The organism is Hymenobacter jeongseonensis (genome assembly GCF_015694725.1).
GTDB classification, from domain to species: domain Bacteria; phylum Bacteroidota; class Bacteroidia; order Cytophagales; family Hymenobacteraceae; genus Hymenobacter; species Hymenobacter jeongseonensis.
In genome coordinates, this window is sequence record NZ_JADQDQ010000003.1 from 171,046 (window position 1) to 188,660 (window position 17,615).

Genomic DNA, 17,615 nt, shown 5'->3' on the forward strand with positions numbered 1-17,615 from the left:
AATCGGAGTATTTCCGCACAAAAAAAAGCAGCTAATTCAGTGCCAGCAACTCTTAAGAATAGAAAAAGAAGCTGGTGGGTTGGGAATTAAAGAAATCAGTAAATGATAAATGTAGCAAGTGAGCTCGCGCAGCACGTGGCCGAAGGGCTGCGTCGGACCCCGAAAACGCTGTCGTCCATGTATTTCTACGACGACATCGGAAGCCAGCTGTTCCAGCAAATAATGAAGCTGCCGGAGTATTACCCCACCCGCGCCGAATTTTCCATCTTCCGGGAACACGGGGCCGCTTTGGCCGCGGCGCTGAGTCCGCAGGCCGGAGGGGCGTTTGCGTTGGTGGAGCTGGGCGCGGGCGACGGGGCCAAAACCAAGCTGCTGCTGCGCGAATTGCTACGGGCGGGCACAGCGTTTACGTACGCCCCCGTCGATATTTCGGAAGGGGCGATGACTGGCCTGGTAGAGTCGCTCAGGCAGGAATTGCCCGCGTTGCACGTGGCGCCACTGGTGTCGGACTACGCCACGGCCCTCACCGAACTGCGCACCCGACCGGGCAGCAAAGCCGTGCTTTTTCTGGGCTCCAATATCGGCAATTTCCACCCGACGGACCGACTGGATTTCCTGCGTAAACTGGCCTTTCCGCTGGCCCCGGCCGACCGACTGCTGATTGGCTTCGATTTGCAGAAGGACCCGCGCCGCATCCGTGCCGCCTACGACGACGCCCAAGGCATTACGGCGGCTTTTAATCTCAACCTGCTCACGCGCCTCAATCGAGAATTGGGCGCCGATTTTGACCTTGCCAAATGGCAGCACTACACCGACTACAACCCCCTGAACGGGGCGGTGCGCTCGTACTTAGTGAGCACCCACGCGCAGCAAGTACGTATTGAAGCGCTGGACGAAACCTTCGAATTTGCCGCCTGGGAAGTCATTCATACCGAAAATTCCTATAAGTTTACCCTCCGCCAAATCGAGGAGCTAGCCGCCGAAGCCGGTTTGCGGGTAGTGGAATCGTTCACGGATGCCGCGGGTGATTTTGCTGACGTGGTATTGGCAACGCAGCACGAGTAAGCGGGCGCTCTCCAATCCGCTCTTAAGGCGAAAGTAGTTTGATTTTCTGAAAAATTGATTCACAACTTACTTCTTTTCAGCAACGACATATGGCATCGGCAACCATTAGCCTAGCCTCTGGATATGGGAATTTTGCTGTGCCCGCAGTAGCCCTGGAAGCGGCGGCTGAGGTATTGGCCAGCACGCAACGGCAGCATGTTCCGCTGGCCGTGAGCCCGGTGGCTGGCCTGCCGGAATTGCGCGAAGCCTTAGCCCGGCGCTACCGCCAGCGCGGCGCCACAGGACTCACCGCCGAGCAGGTGCTGGTGACGGCCGGGGCCAAAACCGGACTTTTTGCATTGCTCAGCGAGTTGTTGCAACCCGGCGATGACGTCCTCATGCCAACGCCCAACTGGTTCGGCTTCGACGACTTAGTACGCCGCGCCGGGGGCACTCTGCGCGCCCTGCCGCTTGCCGCGGCCGATAACTACGTCCTACGTCCTCAGGTGCTGCGGGCCGCCCTCACCCCAGCCACCCGGTTGCTGATAATCAGCAACCCCAACAATCCCACCGGACGGGTTTATTCTCAGGCCGAATGGACGGAGCTACTGGCCGTGACCGACGAATTTCCGCAGCTCTGGGTGCTCAGCGATGAGATTTACGAAGGCATTTGCTTTGGGCCGGAGGCAGTGCCCACGTTGCTGGCGCAGCCCGACGTGCATCAGCGGCACGTGGTGGTAAGCGGGTTCTCAAAATCGTTGGCGCTGGCGGGCTGGGGAGTAGGCTGCGTGGTGGTGCCTCCGGCCTTGGCGCCAGCAATAGCCGCTCGACTGTTCGGGACCGGCGCGGCCGCGCCCACACCAGCCCAGGCGGCTGCGCTGGCTGCCACGCAGCACGCGGAAAGCATAAGTGGGGCCTTGTGCGCGCAGCTGGCCCCCACGCGGGCACAACTGCTGGCCGGGCTGGCTGCTCTGCCCGGCGCCCCCGCTATCATTGCCCCAGAAGGCACTTATTACGTTTTTGCTGATTTCACCCGTTTCCTTGCGCCCGAGTGGCCGGCCGTTGAAGCCTCCGCCCGCTTGGTGGAACTGCTCGCCGCCGCTGGGGTGGAAGTAGTGGACGGCGCAACCTGCGGAGCGCCGGGCTTCGCCCGGCTTTCCTACGCCGTGCCCGCGGCCGACTTGGAAGAAGCGCTAACCCGCATGCAGGAAACATTTGCCCGCCTTCCCATGCCGGCGGAAATTCCAGGCTGAGAAAACCTGAGTGCAGCTACTTCTCCGCAACCGAAACTTCGGGGCGAAAACCAGCCGCCGTACCTTTGAGGTCGGCTGGTTGGCCGGTTGATTTTGATTGTTAAGTTGGAAAACCTTCGTCCGCATCTGCGCCCCACGCTGCTGCTCGCTTTCCCCGTGATGCTGTCGCAGCTGGGCCATGTTCTGGTAAATTTTGTCGATTCGGTGGTCGTCGGCCACATTGGCAAGGTGCCCCTGGCGGCCGTTGGGGTGGGGGTGAGCACGACCAGCGTGCTGCTGGTGCTGGGCATTGGTCTGAGCATGGGCGTGGTGCCGCTGGTAGCCGCCGCCAACGGCCGCCGCGACTTGCCCGAACTGGGCCGCTTGTTGGTGGCCTCTGTGTGGATGAGTGCATTGGCCGGGTTGGTACTGGCGGGCCTGGGCCAATTGTTGCCCTCGTTCATGTACTTGTTGGGTCAGCCGCCGGAGGTGGTGGCGCTGGCCGGTCCCTGGGTGCAAGTCATCAGCCTGTCGCTGTTTCCGCTGATGGTGTTTCAGGGATTCCGCGAGTTTGCGGGCGGTTTGGGGCTGACGCGGCAGGCCATGTGGCTGTCCATACTCGCCAATGTGGTGAACGGCTTGCTGTGCTACGCCTTAGTATACGGGCGGTGGGGCGCGCCGGAAATGGGCATGATGGGGTCGGCTTGGGCCACGCTTATCGCCCGGGGGCTCATGGCCGCATTAATGGCCGCGTATGTGCTCTACGCCGGCCGGCTGCGTGCCGAGCGGGCCGCCCTAACAAGCTGGCTGCCCACCGGAGCCACCATCCGCCGGGCCGCCGATTTGGGTGCGCCGATTGGGGTGCAGATGGCCCTGGAAGTGGGCGCTTTTGGGCTGTCGCTGCTCATGGCGGGCTGGCTGGGCGTGACGACCGAAGCGGCCCACAAAGTAGCCATCGACGTGGCCAGCATGACGTACATGGCCGCGAGTGGTATTGCGGCGGCGGCCACCATTCGGGTGGGCCACTTACGTGGGGCAGGCAATCTTGGCGCTGCGCGCCAAGCCGGATTTGCCGCGTATTGGCTCACGTTTGGGTTTATGGGCGCTATGGGGGTGTTGCTGATTCTGACCCGTCACATTGTGCCGTACGTCTACATCACCGACCCGCAAGTGGTGGCGCAGGCCAGCACGCTGCTCCTAATTGCGGCTCTGTTTCAGGTTTCTGATGGCTTGCAGGTGGTGGGCCTGGGCGCCTTGCGCGGCTTGGAGGACGTGAAGGTACCGTCGGTGGTGGCGTTGCTGGCTTACTGGGCTGTGGCGCTGCCGTTGGGCTACTTCTTGGGCTTTAAGCTGCACATGGGCGCGCCGGGCGTGTGGACGGGTTTGCTGGTGGGCCTCACCATTGTGGCCGTGGTGCTGCTGCAGCGCTTCCGGCGCGAAACCGAGCCAACGTTTCCCGCCGCAGTCGCTGCTGCGCAAGAGCAGGCCACCGTGTAAGGAGCCGCTGACTGGAACCCTTCGGGTGAACCGTGGCGTTGGAGCAATTCTTGTATATGCGGCCCGACAGGTCCAGCGGGAACTGCTTCCTCTGCATTATTCTGGTTTACTGTCTCCATTATGCTCTCTATTATAACCTCCTTTTTGGTGGCGGTGGCGCTACTGCAAGGCCCGGCTGCAAAGCCTGGCAAAACCGTTTCAGCCGCCGCAGGCCCTGCGCAAGCCAGCAAGCCCGCCCTTGCGGCGCCCATTGCGTGGTCGGCGACGCGCCCGCTCACGGTAGCCGATTTTCAGAGCCGCCCCAAGCCGTACGAAAAGCTGGCCGCGCTGACCACCACCGACATCAAAGCCAATGCCGCGTGCCGCGATTTTGTATTCTCCGGTACCGTGCAGGCTACGTTCGACCCCAATTCCTCTTGGTTTCGAGACCCCGTGAACTTCACGCCCCAACTCCTGCGCCACGAGCAGATGCACTTCGACCTGACCGAGGTGCACGCCCGGCTGCTTCGGCAAAAGCTGTTGGTTTTTCAGGCCAAAATAGATTGCGAGCACTTGCAGCCGGCGTTCAACAACATCACCAAAGGCATTTACGCCGCCTGGGACAAGGAGCAGAATCGCTACGACATGGAAACCAACCACGGCCTCAACGCCGTGCGCCAGGAGTACTGGGAGAAGCAAACCCAGATAAAGTTGGCGCAACTGCAGGCCTTCGCGCTTTAGCGCCAAGCGCGGCCGCGCGTTACCTTCGTCCATGGCTTCTTCTCTGCTTACCTGGGCTGAATTTGAGCGCGTGGACTTGCGCGTGGGCACCATCCGCGAGGCCCACCCGTTTCCGGAAGCCCACCGGTCGGCTTATCAACTGCTGATTGATTTTGGTCCCGAAATCGGTCTGAAAAAATCAAGCGCCCAAATCACCCATCACTACAGTCCCGACGGCTTGGTAGGCCGGCAGGTGGTGGCGGTGGTCAATTTCCCACCCAAGCAAATCGGGAAGTTTCGGTCCGAAGTGCTGGTGACCGGGTTTGCCGATGCCGACGGCCACATTGTGCTGGCCAGCGTGGCCAGCCCCGTGCCCAACGGCAGCCGCCTTATCTGATGGGGCCGTTGATGAGCGGGGCGGGCCGCCCGGCGCCCGGGATGGCTGAGGCGGGGTCGGCTCGCCGGCTACGCGCATTGAGGGTATCGACCACGGCCGAGTAGATGTCGTTCAAGTCCTTGCCGTGAATACCGTAGTACCGGTAGCTGCGCTGAAAGGCCGAATCGGTGACCTGGCTTTGCTTGAGCAACCGCTTGTGCTGACTCAAGTAAAGGGCCCGGGCCGAATCGGGGTGCAGGCGGCTGCTCTCCACGCGCGCTTCGAGCACGTGTAGGTCCGTGAGCAGGGATATCATTTGCTCCTTGGGCAGCAGGTCGGCAGGTGCGGGAGCCTCTTCGGGACGCTGGCAAGCCGACATAGCCAGTAGGAGCGGGGCAACTAATAGGCGCAGGCCACGACAATGGAATGATTTCACGGCCGCAAAGTTAGTCCCAAGCCGTAGCTTCGCTTGCATGAACCCCACCGTGCCTTCGGCCCTGACCGCCTTGGTGCGCCGCCTGCGCCACCTCGAAATCCGCATCCGCAAGGCTGTGGAGGCCCAATTACAGGGTGATTTCCATTCCGTATTCAAGGGCACGGGCCTGGAAGTGGATGACGTGCGCCTTTACCAATACGGCGACGAGGTGCGCGCCATCGACTGGGCGGTATCCAGCAAGGGGCACGGTACATTCGTGAAAACCTACAAAGAGGAGAAGGAGCAGCAAGTGCTGGTCTTACTCGACGTGAGCGGCTCGCTGGACGTGGGCGACGGCCAGCGCCGCAAGCTCGACGTAGCCCGCGACATTGCGGGCCTGCTTGCGTTGTCGGCCGCCCGGCAGGGTTCGGCGCTGGGCTTGTTGGCTTTTTCTGACCAAAAGGAACTGTATTTGCCCCCCGCCAAAGGCCCGCGTGTGGCGTACGCCCTCATTCAGCGCCTGTTTGCGCTCGTGCCCGTTTCCCGCCGAACTGGGGTAGGGGCGGGCATTCGGCAGGCACTGGGGCTGCTCAAGCGCCGCACGCTGGTGGTGCTGATTTCGGACTTTATCGACGGGAACTACGAGCGGGAGCTCACCATGCTGGCCCAGCGCCACGACCTGATTGTGGTGCAAACCCTCGCCCCGCGCGAGCGTCATTTTCCCGGCGTGGGCATTGTGCCTCTGTGCGATGCCGAAACCGGGCAAGTGCGCTGGGTCAACACGTCCTCCGCAAATTTTCGGGCCCAGGTGCAGGCCAATGCCGATTATCAGGAAGCCCAACTGGTGAACATCTGCCGCCGCAACCGCACCGGGTTTCTGGCCCTGAGCACCGAAGGCGACTTCGTGCCGCAACTCGTGAATCTGTTTCGTCACCGCCAGCAGTCGGGCCGCCGTGGGTAAGATGATAAACGCCACCCGACTACTTGCCTTCTTGTTGCTGAGTGTGCTGCTGAGCACCCGCGCCGCCGCACAGTCCCGGCCTGCTGAGGGCCTGCAGGGTCGCTTTTTGCAAAAAAGCATTCTAGTGGGCGAGCCCGTGGACTACGAACTGCGGTACGAGCACGCTCCCGACCTAGAAGTGGTGTTTCCCGATTCGCTGGCGGGCTTTGCGCCTTTCGACTACACGGGCAAAACCTACTTCCCAACGCGCACCCGCAACGGCCGCAGCCTCGACCGCGCCATTTACCACCTGCGCACCTTCCGCCTCGATACGGTGCAGAGCCTGGCGCTGCCCGTGCTGGTGCTGCAAGGGGCCGACACGCTAAGCCTGGCCCCGCCGCCCAGCAGGGTGCGGCTACGGCGCACGGCCCCGCCCCAGGCAACCAACGACTTGCCCGAACTGCGCCAAAACCTGACGCTGGTGCAGGTAGAGCCGGTTTTTAACTACCCATACTGGCTGGCTGGAAGCGCGGCGGTGCTGCTGCTGCTGGCCGGCAGTGCGGCCTTGTTTCGGCAGCGCCTCACGCGGCGCTACCAGGCCTACAAGCGGCGCAAAAACCACGGATATTTTCTGGCCCAGTTTGCGCGGCACGTCGAGCGGTTCGAACTGTCCCGTTCGGCTACCAATGTGGAACGAGCCGTGGTGCTGTGGAAAAACTACCTTGCCCTTTTGGAAAACAACGAGTTGAGTTCCTTCACCACGCGTGAGATTGTGACCTATTTTGAGAACGACAGCGACGTGCGCAAAGCCCTGAGTGCCACGGACAAAGTGATTTACGGAAACCTGCAAACCGAAGATGCCAAAGAGGTTGACCGGGCCTTCCAACGCCTGCGCGGCTTTGCCGAGCGGCGCTACGCCTCCGTAAGTCAGTGAATAGGTTAAGGCTGCGCCGTTAGTTACAGTGGTAGCCAGAGTTCCCTGCGGCTCTCCGCCAACTGTGCGGTGCCTCAACTTACCTTCGCGGTTGCTTGAACGACTTTTTTAACCTTCTGCGCTACACTACGCTGGCCGGCTACCAGTGGCAGGAGCCCCGGCTGCTGCTGCTTATCCTGCTGGTGCCGCTGCTGTTTGTGCTGCGCTGGGCGCTGGCCCGGCGCCGGCCGCGGGTGGCGGTGGCGTTTGGTCCCGGGGCGGGGCCGCGGGATTGGGTGGCTTTCCTGCGTTTTCTGCCCGATGTAGTGCTGGGCCTGGCGCTCAACTTCGCTATCGTGGCGCTGGCCCGGCCCCAACGCACCGACGAGCGGGTAGAACAGTCCGGCCAAGGCATTGACCTGGTGCTGGCCATCGACGTGTCGGGCTCGATGGAAATTCAGGACTTGCTGCCCAACCGCCTCGAAGCCGCCAAGCGCCTAGCCACTGATTTCATCAATTCCCGCGCAGGCGACCGGCTCGGCCTCGTGGCCTTTGCCGGCGAAGCCTACTCGCTGGCCCCGCTCACCACCGACTACGACCTGTTGCGCGAGCATTTGGCCAGCCTTCGCTTTGGTATGATAAAGCTGGACGGCACGGCCATCGGCACTGCCCTAGGCGTGGCCACCAACCGGTTGCGCGAATCCACGGCGCGCTCGCGGGTGTGCATTCTGCTTTCGGATGGGGAAAGCAACGCCGGCAGTCTCGACCCGCAATTGGCCGCCCGCCTGGCCCATGCCTACGGCATCCGCATCTACACCATCGGGCTGGGCAAGGACGGTTTCGTGCCCTACGGCAAGGACGCCCAGGGCCAGCCTCGCTACGTCCAAACCCGGCTCGACGAAACCACCATGCGCGAGCTGGCGGCGGCGGCCCAGGGACAGTTTTTCCGGGCCACCGATACGGCAGGCTTACGCGAGGTTTTCAAGCAAATAAACCAGCTCGAAAAGTCCGAAATCAAACAGTTGCGCTTCCGCAATACCAAGGATTTTTACCTGCCTTATCTGTGGCTGGCCATTGCCTTATGGGTGCTGTGGCTGGCGCTGAAAAGCACATTCCTGAGTAATCCGTTGGAGGATTAGCCGCCCAATCCGTTTAAATACTGCCCTGCCAGCTCAGCTTATGGAACCCGTAGTGTTTGTCTAGCTCATAATCCTGAACCTTCCTGAATGTCTATTGCCGATAACATCCACCGCATCGAACAAGAGCTAGCCGGCACGGCCGCCCGGCTGGTAGTGGTTACCAAAACGCACCCCGTGGAGAAGCTGGAGGAGGCGTACGCCGCCGGGGCCCGCATGTTTGGCGAAAACCGGCCCCAGGAAATGGCCGCCAAGCAGCCCCAACTGCCTGCCGACGTGGAGTGGCACCTCATCGGCCAGTTGCAAACCAACAAGGCCAAACTCGTGGCGCCTTTCGTGCACACCGTGCAAAGCATCGACAGCCTCAAGCTGCTGCGGGAACTCGACAAGCACGCCGCTGCGCATCACCGAGTCATCAACGGACTGCTGCAATTTCACATTGCCCGGGAAGAAACCAAATCAGGCCTGACGCTGGCCGAGGCCGAAGAAATTCTCGCTTCCGACGCCTACCGGCAGTTGCAGCACGTGCGCCTCACCGGCGTAATGGGCGTGGCCACCTTCACGCACGACGAAGCCCAGTTACGCCAGGAATTCGGCCAGTTGCGAGGCTATTTCCAGCAGCTGAAAACGGCTTACTTCGCCGACCAACCTGGGTTTCGGGAGATTTCGATGGGCATGAGCGGCGATTATGCCTTGGCTGTGGCCGAAGGCAGCACCCTGGTGCGGGTGGGCAGCGCCATCTTTGGCAGCCGCGGCTGATTGGGGCCGGGCGGCGGAGTAGGGCAGGAGCCCCGGGCGCGGCGGTAGAAATTCTCCTATCTTTCCTCCATCCGCTGCTTCCTGCTTATGCCCACTGCCGCTTCCGCCACGTCGCCTCCGCCAGCCATTCAGGCGAATCAGCACATTTACAACGACTACTTCCGCGAGGAATTTACCCAGACACTGGACGAAAACATCCTGCAACTGCTCGACCGGGTGTGGTTTCGGTCCGAACTGGTGGGGTTCGAAAATTACCCGCAGCGCAACAACCCCGACCGACCGCTGATTTTCGCGTCCAACCACTCGGGCATGGCTTTTCCCTGGGATGCCATCGTGGCGCTGTCGCACCTGTGGCGCCACCTCAAAAAGAACGGGGCAATGCACGACTTGCCGCGGCCGCTCTCGGCCCCGCTGCTCTCCCAAACGGCCCTGATGAATCCGTATCTGGTGCGGGAATTCTGGAAAAAATGCGGCTGCGTGGATGCCACGACGCTGAATTTTGAAACCATGATGTATTACCAGGACCACAACCTGATGCTGTACCCGGAAGGCGTGCCCGGCATCGGCAAAGGGTTCAATCGCAAGTATCAGTTCCAGCGCCTGGCTACCAGCATGGTGCGCCTGAGCCTACAGCACGGCACCGATATCGTGCCTTTTTACACCATCAACGCCGAATACCTTAATCCCTACGCCTATTCCTGGGACTGGATAAACAAATACACCAAGAAAATCGGCATCCCGTTTTTGCCCATCACGGTGTTGCTGCTATTGGTGCTCATTCAGCCGTGGGCGTTTTACCTCGCCCTGCCCGCCAAGCTTGTCTTCGTGATGGGCACTCGCATTCGGCCCTCCGACTTGACCACCAAAAAGCCCGAAGAGCACACCCGCGAAGACTACGCGGCGTTGTCGGAGCAAATTCGGCAAAAGATGCAGGCCGAGATGGACGCCGCCGTGGCCGCCCACGGCCAGCAACCCTACCGCTGGGGTGAGCTCTGGCAGCGCATGAAGGAAAACCGCCGCTACTTTCCGTTCTTTTTGCCCTTTGCCTGGCCGGCCATGTTCACGGAGTTTGAGCGTCTGTACGTGAAAGAAGGCCGTCGAAATTTTCGGATGCAACTCGACCGCCCCGGCGCCTGGTTGCGTATGCTATGGCGCAATCCCATCACCCTGGCTTACTTCATTCCCTTGATTGGCTGGATTCCGCTTGCCATCAAAGGATACCGAGGCAATAAGCTGGGGCAAAAACCTTGAATTTTCTGCCTAAGCATGTAAAAAAAAGCCGTCATGCAGAGCAAAGCGAAGCATCTCGTGTGTGGCAGTAAACCTATCGTATTGAATTAGTTACGCGAGCGAGGTACTTCGCTTTGCTCTGCATGACGGCCTTTGCCCACCTGCCCGTTCTACAAATCCCACCCAATGCCCTCTTTCCAGCATTTGCTGCTTAAGCAGCTACTCACCGCGGCCGCGTCGCCATTGGCGCGGCGCAAGCCCAGCGTGGGGGCCATGCGCCTAGCCATGGAAGCCGGCTCGATGTTCCAGTTTATGCCCTGGAACGTGCATTTGGAGAGTTTGAAGGTGGATAATCGGTTGGAAGCGGAGTGGCTGCGGCCTCGCGGTGCCCACGCCACCCGGGTAATGCTCTACCTGCACGGCGGCGGCTACGTGCTGGGTTCGCTCAACACCCATCGCAGCCTGGTGGGCAGCCTAGCTCATCGCTGCGGCCTCAACGTGCTGACCATCAACTACCGAAAAGCGCCCGACCATCCGTTTCCGGCAGCGCTCGACGATGCCAAACGGGCTTATCGCTGGCTATTACGGCACGGCCACCAGCCCCACGAAATTGTGGTGGCCGGAGATTCGGCCGGTGGTGGCCTGGCGCTGGCTTTGGTGCTGGCCCTGCGCGATGCCGGCGCGGCCCTGCCGGCCGCTGCCGTTGGCCTCTCGCCTTGGACCGACCTCAACCTGCCCATCACGGCCCTGCGCCGCGTGGCTCGGGAAGAGGGACTCCTGCTCGAAGCGCTGCAAATGCGCACCTGGGGCCCGCTCTACGCCCACAAAACTCCTTTGATGCACCCGCTGCTGTCGCCCGCGCAGGCTGATTTGCACGGCTTGCCGCCCCTACTTATCCAGATTTCCACGGCCGAAGTACTCTACGAAGACGTGTTGAAATTCGTGGATAAAGCCCGGGCCGCGGGCAGCAAAGTCACGCTCCAGCCGTTTGAGGGCCTAGTACATTGGTGGCATTTGTTCTGGCGCATCGTGCCCGAGGCGCGGCAGGCGCTGGACCAGGTAGCAAGCTTTCTGGAGCAAATGTGGCCCACCGCCAAGGCTGCCTCGGTAGCGTGGCCGGCAGCGGAACCGCGCCGGCCAGTGGCTCGGCGCCGGGCGGCGTAGGAAATCAGGCGCTTCTGTTTTTCGTTTTTTAAGGAAGCCACGTTCGGGGTAAGTACCGATGCGTAGAAAAATATTTCTTGATTTTGAGGAAATAGGGCTACTTTTCACAAAAAGCGGCGTACACCGTTCAACTATATTGCATTGTGTTCGTAGGTTTGCATCGGAAATAGTCGGCTTGCATACTACTTTGATGTGGCAAGTGCTTTTATTTCAACTACTTCCCTGTTTTCATTTTTCACCTCCAATCCTGTCCTTATCATGGAAGATTTGTTCAAGAAGTTCGTTAATGCCGGCGTTGGCTACATCGCACAAGGCAGCAAGTCATTGCAAAGCACCATCGAGAAGTTGGTGAAAGACAACAAGATGACCCAGGAAGAGGGCAAGAAAATTGTTGACGACCTGATGAAGAGCGGCGAAACCAAGCGTGCCGAGCTCGAAAAGCAGTTCCAGGGCCTCTCCGAGCGCATCAAGGGCAGCGTTGGCTTGGGCGATTCTAAACCCAAAGCCAAAAGCAAGCCCGCCGCCAAAAAGCCGGCCGCCAAGGCTGCCGCTAAGCCCGCGACCAGCGCCACGAGCAAGGTTGCTGGTGCCACCAAAAAGGCTGCCGACAAAGTGAGCGCTGCCGCTGGCACGGCTCAGAAATCGGCCGCTGCGAATGCCGGTGCGGCCAAAAAGCCTGCTGCCAAGAAGCCCGCTACTTCGGCTTCCAGCGCTGCCGACCAAGCCTAGGCATTTCGATTGCCCCTTAAAAAAGCCCCGTTTGCGCTATGTGAACGGGGCTTTTAGGGCTTTGGGTTCTGCCGGCTGCTGGTTTGCTGTGGCATTATTTCAAACCCAGATTTCGCCCGTTCCCCACCTCGCTCCACTGCCGGATGCCACGCCGTAGCACTACTTTCACGGTCGATGTTTAAAAACACGATTTCCAACCTCACCCGCATTCGGCAAGTAGCTGAGGTATTGCTGCGCTACGGCTTTGAGGATGTGGTGACTACCACGCCCCTGCGCCGCCTGGTGAGCCAGGCGCGCCGCCTGAACTGGCAACGGGCCGACCGCCAGGTGTTCGAGACCACGCGCTGGGAGCGGGTTCGCCTCATTATTGAAGAGCTGGGCCCCACGTTTATCAAGCTGGCGCAGGCCATGAGCAACCGAGCCGACTTGCTTCCCCAGGCCCTGATTGACGAGTTTGAGAAGCTGCAAAGCAACGTGCCGCCGTTTGATGTGGTGATTGCGCGGCAGATTATTGAGCAGGAGTTGGGCCAGCCCATTTCGGAGGTTTTCAGCGAGTTTGACGATACCACGCTGGGCTCGGCCAGCATCGGCCAGGTGCACCGGGCGCGGCTGCTCACCGGCGAGGAAGTAGTAGTGAAGGTGCAGCGCCCCGGCGTACGCGAAAAAGTGCGCTCCGACCTGGCCTTGCTGCACGAACTGGTACGCCTCACGGCCGGCTTCCTGCAAAAGCAGGGCCTTGCCAATCCGCAGGACATTGTGGATGCGTTTGAGCGCAGCATGAGCAAAGAGCTGGATTACACTGCCGAAGCCCGCTCGATGGAGCAGTTTCGCAAGCTCTACGAAGACTACACTACGTTCTATATCCCGAAGCCTTTCCGGGAACTGAGCACCGAGCGGATTCTGGTAATTGAGTTCGTGAGCGGCTGCAAAATCACCGACAAGACCCAATTGCTAGAGTGGGGCCTGAGCCCCGAAACGGTGGCCGAAACGGGCATGGACATCTACCTGACGCAAATATTTGAGTTCGGGATTTTCCACGCCGACCCGCACCCTGGCAACGTGCTGGTGCAGCCCGATGGCACGGTGGTACTCATCGACTTTGGGATGGTGGGCCGGCTCACCAAGCAGCAGAAATACGCTTTTGCGGGCGTTTTCATCGGCATGGCCCGGCAGGATGCCCGCAACATGGCGCTCAATTTCCGGCGCCTCGCCCTCACGGCGGAAATCCCGGATATGCGGATGTTCGAGTCGGACCTGAGCCAGTTGATTGAGGATTTTGCCACGCTCGACGTGAAGGAAATGAGCATGAGCGACCTCGCGGACGCGCTCCAGACCGTTATCTACAACTACAAGCTGCAAGTGCCGGGCGCGGTATTCCTCATCCTGCGGGCGCTGGTGATTTTGGAAGGCATTGGCAAGGTGCTGCACCCGAATTTCAACACGTTTGAGTTTGTGCGCCCGTACGGAGCCAAGATTATTCGCGAGCAATACTCGCGGCAAAACCTGCTCTTGGAGGCCGAGTATACCGGCACGCAACTGTTGGCTTTGCTGCAAACGCTGCCTTCAGATGTGCGCCAAATTGTGCGCAAAATCAGCAAGGGCGAGCTGCGGCTCAAATTTGAGCTGGTGGGCTACAACCTGCTCCTGCGCAAAGCCGACCAACTAGTGAGCCGCACCATTCTGGCCCTGCTGAGTGTGGGCGGCCTGATATTTTCGGGGCTTTCGCTGATGGGACGTTACTCGGCTGATATGCCCTACTGGCGCGGCGTGCCCGAGATAACGTGGTGGAGCTTGGGCGCCACCGGCTTTTTGTTGCTGGTGCTGTTGCTGCTGGGCACCGGCCGCCGCGACAAGGAGAGGGGGTAGCAAAGCCTACCAATAATTTAGCGTCCAAGCATTGCAGTCGAGCTTATGCGCCCCGACCTTTGCAGCGAGGGGCCTTGTGTCTGCCCTGCTCAATGCGAATGTCATTTTTGTTACGCTTCCGAATAGTCCTAGCCGTTGCGAGCATTGCGTTGGGAATGATTCCTCGTTTGGCAACGGCACAGAGTGCATCGGCCGGCTCGCCCATCCTGCGCGAAGTCAGCCTGCGCACCGATACCGCCACTTACCTGCTGAGCCGAAACAAGGTGGACGTGCAGGGGGAGCCTACGCAGTACTTCTGGTACCGGCGCGACGATGAAGCCGTGGAACTGCGGCTGTACCCGGCCAGCAATGCCGGCGCACAACCCTTGCGCCTGCGCCGCAACGCCGATTTTCTGCAACTCGACTCGCTGACCCGCGAAGAAGATGGCGGCTTTCGTACCCGGTTGAAATTCAAAAACCTGACCGCGGGCGGTTTCCTGCGTTTGGTGGTGGAGCAGGCGTCGGACTCGGTGGGCCGAGCGCCCCGCTGGCAAGTGGTGCCGCTGCTGCCGCTGGCCCGCACATCGCTGGGATTGCGCGTTGCGGAAAACGAACTGTTTGTGGGCGAAGAAAAGGTGTTTGAATTGACCAGCTCGAATGCCCGGAACGTGCATGCTTCCGGCGAATGGGTGCGCGGCGCCGACTTCGACTACCGCTTGGTGAGCGAGGCCAACGGCGCGCTCCGGCTGCATGTGCTGCCCAACCAGCTGGGCAGCCGCACCCTGCTCGTGAAGGCGCAAACCGAGCGGCCCACCTTGCTGCCCAGCGGGCGGCTGAGCTACCAGCTGCCGGTGCTGCGTCAAGAATTCAGCGTGAAAGGCAGCCGCCTGCGGTTTTTGTCGCCCGACAAGCGCAGCGTGACCATGGACGATGCCAGCCGTCGCCGGGGCGTGGAGCTGATTCTTGATAACGGCCGCAGCTTTGAGCTGCACCGCACCTACCGCATTGAGGACCAGGAAGAGGCCGGCGGCGCCCTTATTGCCGAAGTCTTCACGCGCCAGTACCTGAGCAACGACCGGGTGCTGTGCTACCTGCGCCCGTACAACACCCACCGCCAGACCGAAGGCTACCTCTACATCAAGGAAAACGATGTGGCCCGCTACGTGACCAACCTCGACATCACGCCCCAAACCGTGGTGCGCAGCGTGCAGGTGCTGCACCGCGGCGGCGAATGGACATCGTCGTTGAGCGTGAGCCCCGGCGAAATTGTGGACGTGCGCCTGGAGGGCGAAGGCCTGCAAAAAGCGCGTTTGTCCTTCGAAGATTTGCCCATTATTCCTTCCGATTCCACCGTGCGGACCGATGCCCGGCTGGTGTATCGGGTGCAGGTGCCGGTGAGCTTCGCCAAACGGAAAAGCATTATCTATAACCTGGGGCAGCCCACGGGGTATTCGCTTACCATCAAAGAGTTTCAACGGCCGCATCCGCTCAGTTTCGTATCGGTGGTGTATGGCGAAGCGTCGCGGCCGCTCACCCGCATCGACGGGCCTTTGCTGCACGATGGCACTATTCGCGACGTGGTGTTTCAGTTCAACCCCAACGGCATCGACCAAGGCGAGCAGCTATTCGGCAAGCAGTATCTGAGTTTCGAGGTGCGAACCCTCAATAGCAAAGGCGAGCTGATTGAGCTGCGAAACATCGACAACGTCGTCATTTGCCCCGGCGAGAATTCGCTGCGAACGGCTTTTTACGCCGACAAGCAATGCCGTACCGACCCCATCAGCATCAACTCGCTGCTGGGCCGCAAATCGTACGACCTCGACGACTGGAGCCGCATTGTGGTAACCGTGCGCCACCAGGCCAGCCAGTACGCCGAGCCCGGCCACACCCAAACGGTAGAAGTGGTACTAAAGCGCCGTTACAAATTCGATATTGACGTGAGCTTTCCGGCTGGCCTGCTCACCCGGCGGGAGGGCCAGGAGGGCTACGGCGACTTTGGTGGTATTTCGCTGGCCACGCTGGCGCAGCTCAGCTTCTACAGCCCGGATAAAATCAACCGCCTGCGTCCATATAAGATTGGGGCCGGTTTCGTGGCCCTCAACGCCTTCAACCTAAGCCAGAGCAGCACTAGCGAACGCGACTTGGGTATTGTAATTCTGGGTTCGGTGTACCCCACGCGGCGCGATGCCAAGTTCACGTTTCCGCTGTACCTGGGAGGCGGACGGTTGTTGGGCGCGGGCAAGTGGTTCTATTTGCTCGGGCCGGGCATTGGCGTGCGGTTGTAATATCAGCAGTCATTTGGTGTAATCCTACAATTCTAAATTTCCGGCCGAATAGATTTCACAGGAAATTCTGCGGGTCTTTTTCAAATTTTAAACTGTTAATAGCCGAAGAATATATCTGGAATCGGGCATAGACAGCAGGTTGCAATAATCGATTTTGCTGATTAGTGGCCCTACAGGCGAATACCTACATCGAAACGGAAAGAGGTGTGCTTGGGAGTATACGTATAGAATTCGCGGTTGTCAATCATGCGGTCGTAGCGAAGCTCAGCGCTGAGGCGCTGAATGTTCAGGCCAATTCCACCAGCAAAACCGATGCTTAGCGCGTCTAATTCGATGGGGATTTCGCGTGACGTTGTGAGCGTAAACGGGACGCTGAACACCGAAGAATTGTTGAAGTTGCGGGCAAGGCTCGGGCCAGCGTTCAGAAACGGGCGCAACTTGCCATGGCCTACCGTGTACCGAATCAATAAGGGCACTTGCACCTGTGAAAAGCTCATTCTCGCAGTGAGTGAAGTAGGCACAATGCCGGAATTATACGAGTTATAATCGCCGCTGTAGAGGCTTTGTAGCTTCACATATACGGCCTCAACTTGCACCGAGAAGTTTGTGCGCGTGGCCACATTGAGCATTGCGCCGGCCTGAAATCCAATTGCATTTGTGTGTGAACTCCGGTAGTCCTCCGAAGCCAGGCTGAAATCGGATGTATTCACACCAGCTTTCAGCCCGAAAGTGGTGCGCAGGCCCATGTCGCGCTTTATCTGCTGGGTAGCCTGTTGCGGGAAGCGGCATTGGTTGTAGGCCACTACCAAAGCCGAAACGCCCGTGGCGGTGTAAGGGTACTGACTTTGAATTTTATTCGAGCCAAACTCAAACTGCGGACAGTCCACCAACAGCTGCGCGTAGCTAAGCTGCGCCGTAACAGGAGAAATTTCTACTGCGTGGGTTGAATCCTTTGGTTGGAGATAGAAGCGAAGCTCCTTTTCGTCGTTCTGCCCGGTGTAAGCACTCATGTAGCCTGTCACGAGGGGGGACAAAAACCGTGGCGCGCCGTGGGCAACTATTTGCTTGCTCACGCCGCCCACGCCCGCCGCACTGCCATAGCTGCGGGCTTCGCTGGCATTGATATCCACGGCCGGTTGGCCTGCCCGAAGTAAACGGACTGTGCTGGCCCCGCTGCCAATCAGCTGAATACGGCCGCGCAAAGTATCGCCGTTGGCTTTAACCAAATAATCCGGCTGAGTATTCTGGGCCAGGGCTGCCCCGGCATTCAGGAACAATATGGAAAAAAGTACTGGTAGTTTCATGCAAAGAAGAACAATTGGTTGATAAGCAAATTGGGACGAAGTTAAGC

The 17,615-nt window shown here is 59.9% G+C and carries 16 protein-coding genes; 14 read left to right on the forward strand and 2 right to left on the reverse strand.

Going from position 1 to position 17,615, the window contains the following annotated elements; all coding sequences use genetic code 11:
• Nucleotides 1-102 precede the first annotated feature (102 nt).
• From egtD to I2I05_RS07715, 5 genes are all read left to right on the forward strand, one after another.
• A complete protein-coding gene (egtD, locus tag I2I05_RS07695) occupies nt 103-1,065 on the forward strand; it encodes an L-histidine N(alpha)-methyltransferase (protein WP_196281656.1) in 963 nt (320 codons plus the stop codon).
• A gap of 89 nt (nt 1,066-1,154) precedes the next feature.
• Nucleotides 1,155-2,297: a pyridoxal phosphate-dependent aminotransferase gene (locus I2I05_RS07700; RefSeq protein ID WP_230688217.1), complete on the forward strand. Its 1,143-nt coding sequence runs from the start codon at nt 1,155-1,157 to the stop codon at nt 2,295-2,297.
• Nucleotides 2,298-2,402: 105 nt separating this feature from the next.
• Complete coding sequence (locus I2I05_RS07705) at nt 2,403-3,773, forward strand: MATE family efflux transporter (protein WP_230688218.1); 1,371 nt, start codon at nt 2,403-2,405, stop codon at nt 3,771-3,773.
• 120 nt (nt 3,774-3,893) lie between these two features.
• Nucleotides 3,894-4,493 (forward strand): DUF922 domain-containing protein, encoded by a 600-nt coding sequence (locus I2I05_RS07710; RefSeq protein ID WP_196281658.1) that lies wholly within the window; start codon nt 3,894-3,896, stop codon nt 4,491-4,493.
• Nucleotides 4,494-4,524: 31 nt separating this feature from the next.
• Nucleotides 4,525-4,869: a tRNA-binding protein gene (locus tag I2I05_RS07715; protein ID WP_196281659.1), complete on the forward strand. Its 345-nt coding sequence runs from the start codon at nt 4,525-4,527 to the stop codon at nt 4,867-4,869.
• Here I2I05_RS07715 and I2I05_RS07720 read toward each other — a convergent pair.
• On the reverse strand, nt 4,862-5,284 hold the full coding sequence (locus I2I05_RS07720; RefSeq protein WP_196281660.1) for a DUF4296 domain-containing protein: 423 nt from the start codon (nt 5,282-5,284) through the stop codon (nt 4,862-4,864). The two genes, I2I05_RS07715 and I2I05_RS07720, sit on opposite strands and share 8 nt — an antisense overlap.
• Nucleotides 5,285-5,321: 37 nt before the next feature.
• On the opposite strand from I2I05_RS07720, the gene I2I05_RS07725 reads away from it, so the two are divergent.
• The 9 genes from I2I05_RS07725 (at nt 5,322) to I2I05_RS07765 (ending at nt 16,264) form a co-directional block, all read left to right on the forward strand.
• Complete coding sequence (locus I2I05_RS07725; RefSeq protein WP_230688219.1) at nt 5,322-6,224, forward strand: DUF58 domain-containing protein; 903 nt, start codon at nt 5,322-5,324, stop codon at nt 6,222-6,224.
• A 1-nt stretch (nt 6,225) separates the two neighbouring features.
• A complete protein-coding gene (locus tag I2I05_RS07730; protein WP_196281661.1) occupies nt 6,226-7,137 on the forward strand; it encodes a hypothetical protein in 912 nt (303 codons plus the stop codon).
• Nucleotides 7,138-7,232: 95 nt separating this feature from the next.
• A complete protein-coding gene (locus tag I2I05_RS07735; RefSeq protein WP_196281662.1) occupies nt 7,233-8,255 on the forward strand; it encodes a vWA domain-containing protein in 1,023 nt (340 codons plus the stop codon).
• A gap of 87 nt (nt 8,256-8,342) precedes the next feature.
• Nucleotides 8,343-9,011 (forward strand): YggS family pyridoxal phosphate-dependent enzyme, encoded by a 669-nt coding sequence (locus I2I05_RS07740; RefSeq protein ID WP_196281663.1) that lies wholly within the window; start codon nt 8,343-8,345, stop codon nt 9,009-9,011.
• Between the two features lie 87 nt (nt 9,012-9,098).
• Nucleotides 9,099-10,262 carry a lysophospholipid acyltransferase family protein gene (locus I2I05_RS07745; RefSeq protein WP_196281664.1) on the forward strand — a complete coding sequence of 388 codons (1,164 nt, stop codon included), beginning with the start codon at nt 9,099-9,101 and terminating at the stop codon, nt 10,260-10,262.
• Nucleotides 10,263-10,427: 165 nt separating this feature from the next.
• Nucleotides 10,428-11,405 (forward strand): alpha/beta hydrolase, encoded by a 978-nt coding sequence (locus tag I2I05_RS07750; RefSeq protein ID WP_196281665.1) that lies wholly within the window; start codon nt 10,428-10,430, stop codon nt 11,403-11,405.
• Between the two features lie 258 nt (nt 11,406-11,663).
• Complete coding sequence (locus tag I2I05_RS07755) at nt 11,664-12,134, forward strand: phasin family protein (RefSeq protein ID WP_196281666.1); 471 nt, start codon at nt 11,664-11,666, stop codon at nt 12,132-12,134.
• Between the two features lie 174 nt (nt 12,135-12,308).
• Nucleotides 12,309-14,000 (forward strand): ABC1 kinase family protein, encoded by a 1,692-nt coding sequence (locus I2I05_RS07760; RefSeq protein ID WP_196281667.1) that lies wholly within the window; start codon nt 12,309-12,311, stop codon nt 13,998-14,000.
• A gap of 155 nt (nt 14,001-14,155) precedes the next feature.
• Complete coding sequence (locus I2I05_RS07765; protein ID WP_196281668.1) at nt 14,156-16,264, forward strand: hypothetical protein; 2,109 nt, start codon at nt 14,156-14,158, stop codon at nt 16,262-16,264.
• 170 nt (nt 16,265-16,434) lie between these two features.
• On the opposite strand, the gene I2I05_RS07770 is transcribed toward I2I05_RS07765, so the two are convergent.
• Entirely contained in the window at nt 16,435-17,568 is a 1,134-nt protein-coding gene (locus I2I05_RS07770; RefSeq protein ID WP_196281669.1) for a porin family protein, read from the reverse strand.
• Nucleotides 17,569-17,615: the final 47 nt, after the last annotated feature.

Coding starts and splice junctions, on each gene's coding strand:
- I2I05_RS07715 (WP_196281659.1), top strand. CDS start 4,525: ATGGCTTCTTCTCTGCTTACCTGGGCTGAATTTGAGCGCGTGGACTTG.
- I2I05_RS07750 (WP_196281665.1), top strand. CDS start 10,428: ATGCCCTCTTTCCAGCATTTGCTGCTTAAGCAGCTACTCACCGCGGCC.
- I2I05_RS07710 (WP_196281658.1), top strand. CDS start 3,894: ATGCTCTCTATTATAACCTCCTTTTTGGTGGCGGTGGCGCTACTGCAA.
- I2I05_RS07745 (WP_196281664.1), top strand. CDS start 9,099: ATGCCCACTGCCGCTTCCGCCACGTCGCCTCCGCCAGCCATTCAGGCG.
- I2I05_RS07770 (WP_196281669.1), bottom strand. CDS start 17,568: ATGAAACTACCAGTACTTTTTTCCATATTGTTCCTGAATGCCGGGGCA.
- egtD (WP_196281656.1), top strand. CDS start 103: ATGATAAATGTAGCAAGTGAGCTCGCGCAGCACGTGGCCGAAGGGCTG.
- I2I05_RS07755 (WP_196281666.1), top strand. CDS start 11,664: ATGGAAGATTTGTTCAAGAAGTTCGTTAATGCCGGCGTTGGCTACATC.
- I2I05_RS07730 (WP_196281661.1), top strand. CDS start 6,226: ATGATAAACGCCACCCGACTACTTGCCTTCTTGTTGCTGAGTGTGCTG.
- I2I05_RS07765 (WP_196281668.1), top strand. CDS start 14,156: ATGATTCCTCGTTTGGCAACGGCACAGAGTGCATCGGCCGGCTCGCCC.
- I2I05_RS07760 (WP_196281667.1), top strand. CDS start 12,309: ATGTTTAAAAACACGATTTCCAACCTCACCCGCATTCGGCAAGTAGCT.
- I2I05_RS07740 (WP_196281663.1), top strand. CDS start 8,343: ATGTCTATTGCCGATAACATCCACCGCATCGAACAAGAGCTAGCCGGC.
- I2I05_RS07700 (WP_230688217.1), top strand. CDS start 1,155: ATGGCATCGGCAACCATTAGCCTAGCCTCTGGATATGGGAATTTTGCT.
- I2I05_RS07725 (WP_230688219.1), top strand. CDS start 5,322: ATGAACCCCACCGTGCCTTCGGCCCTGACCGCCTTGGTGCGCCGCCTG.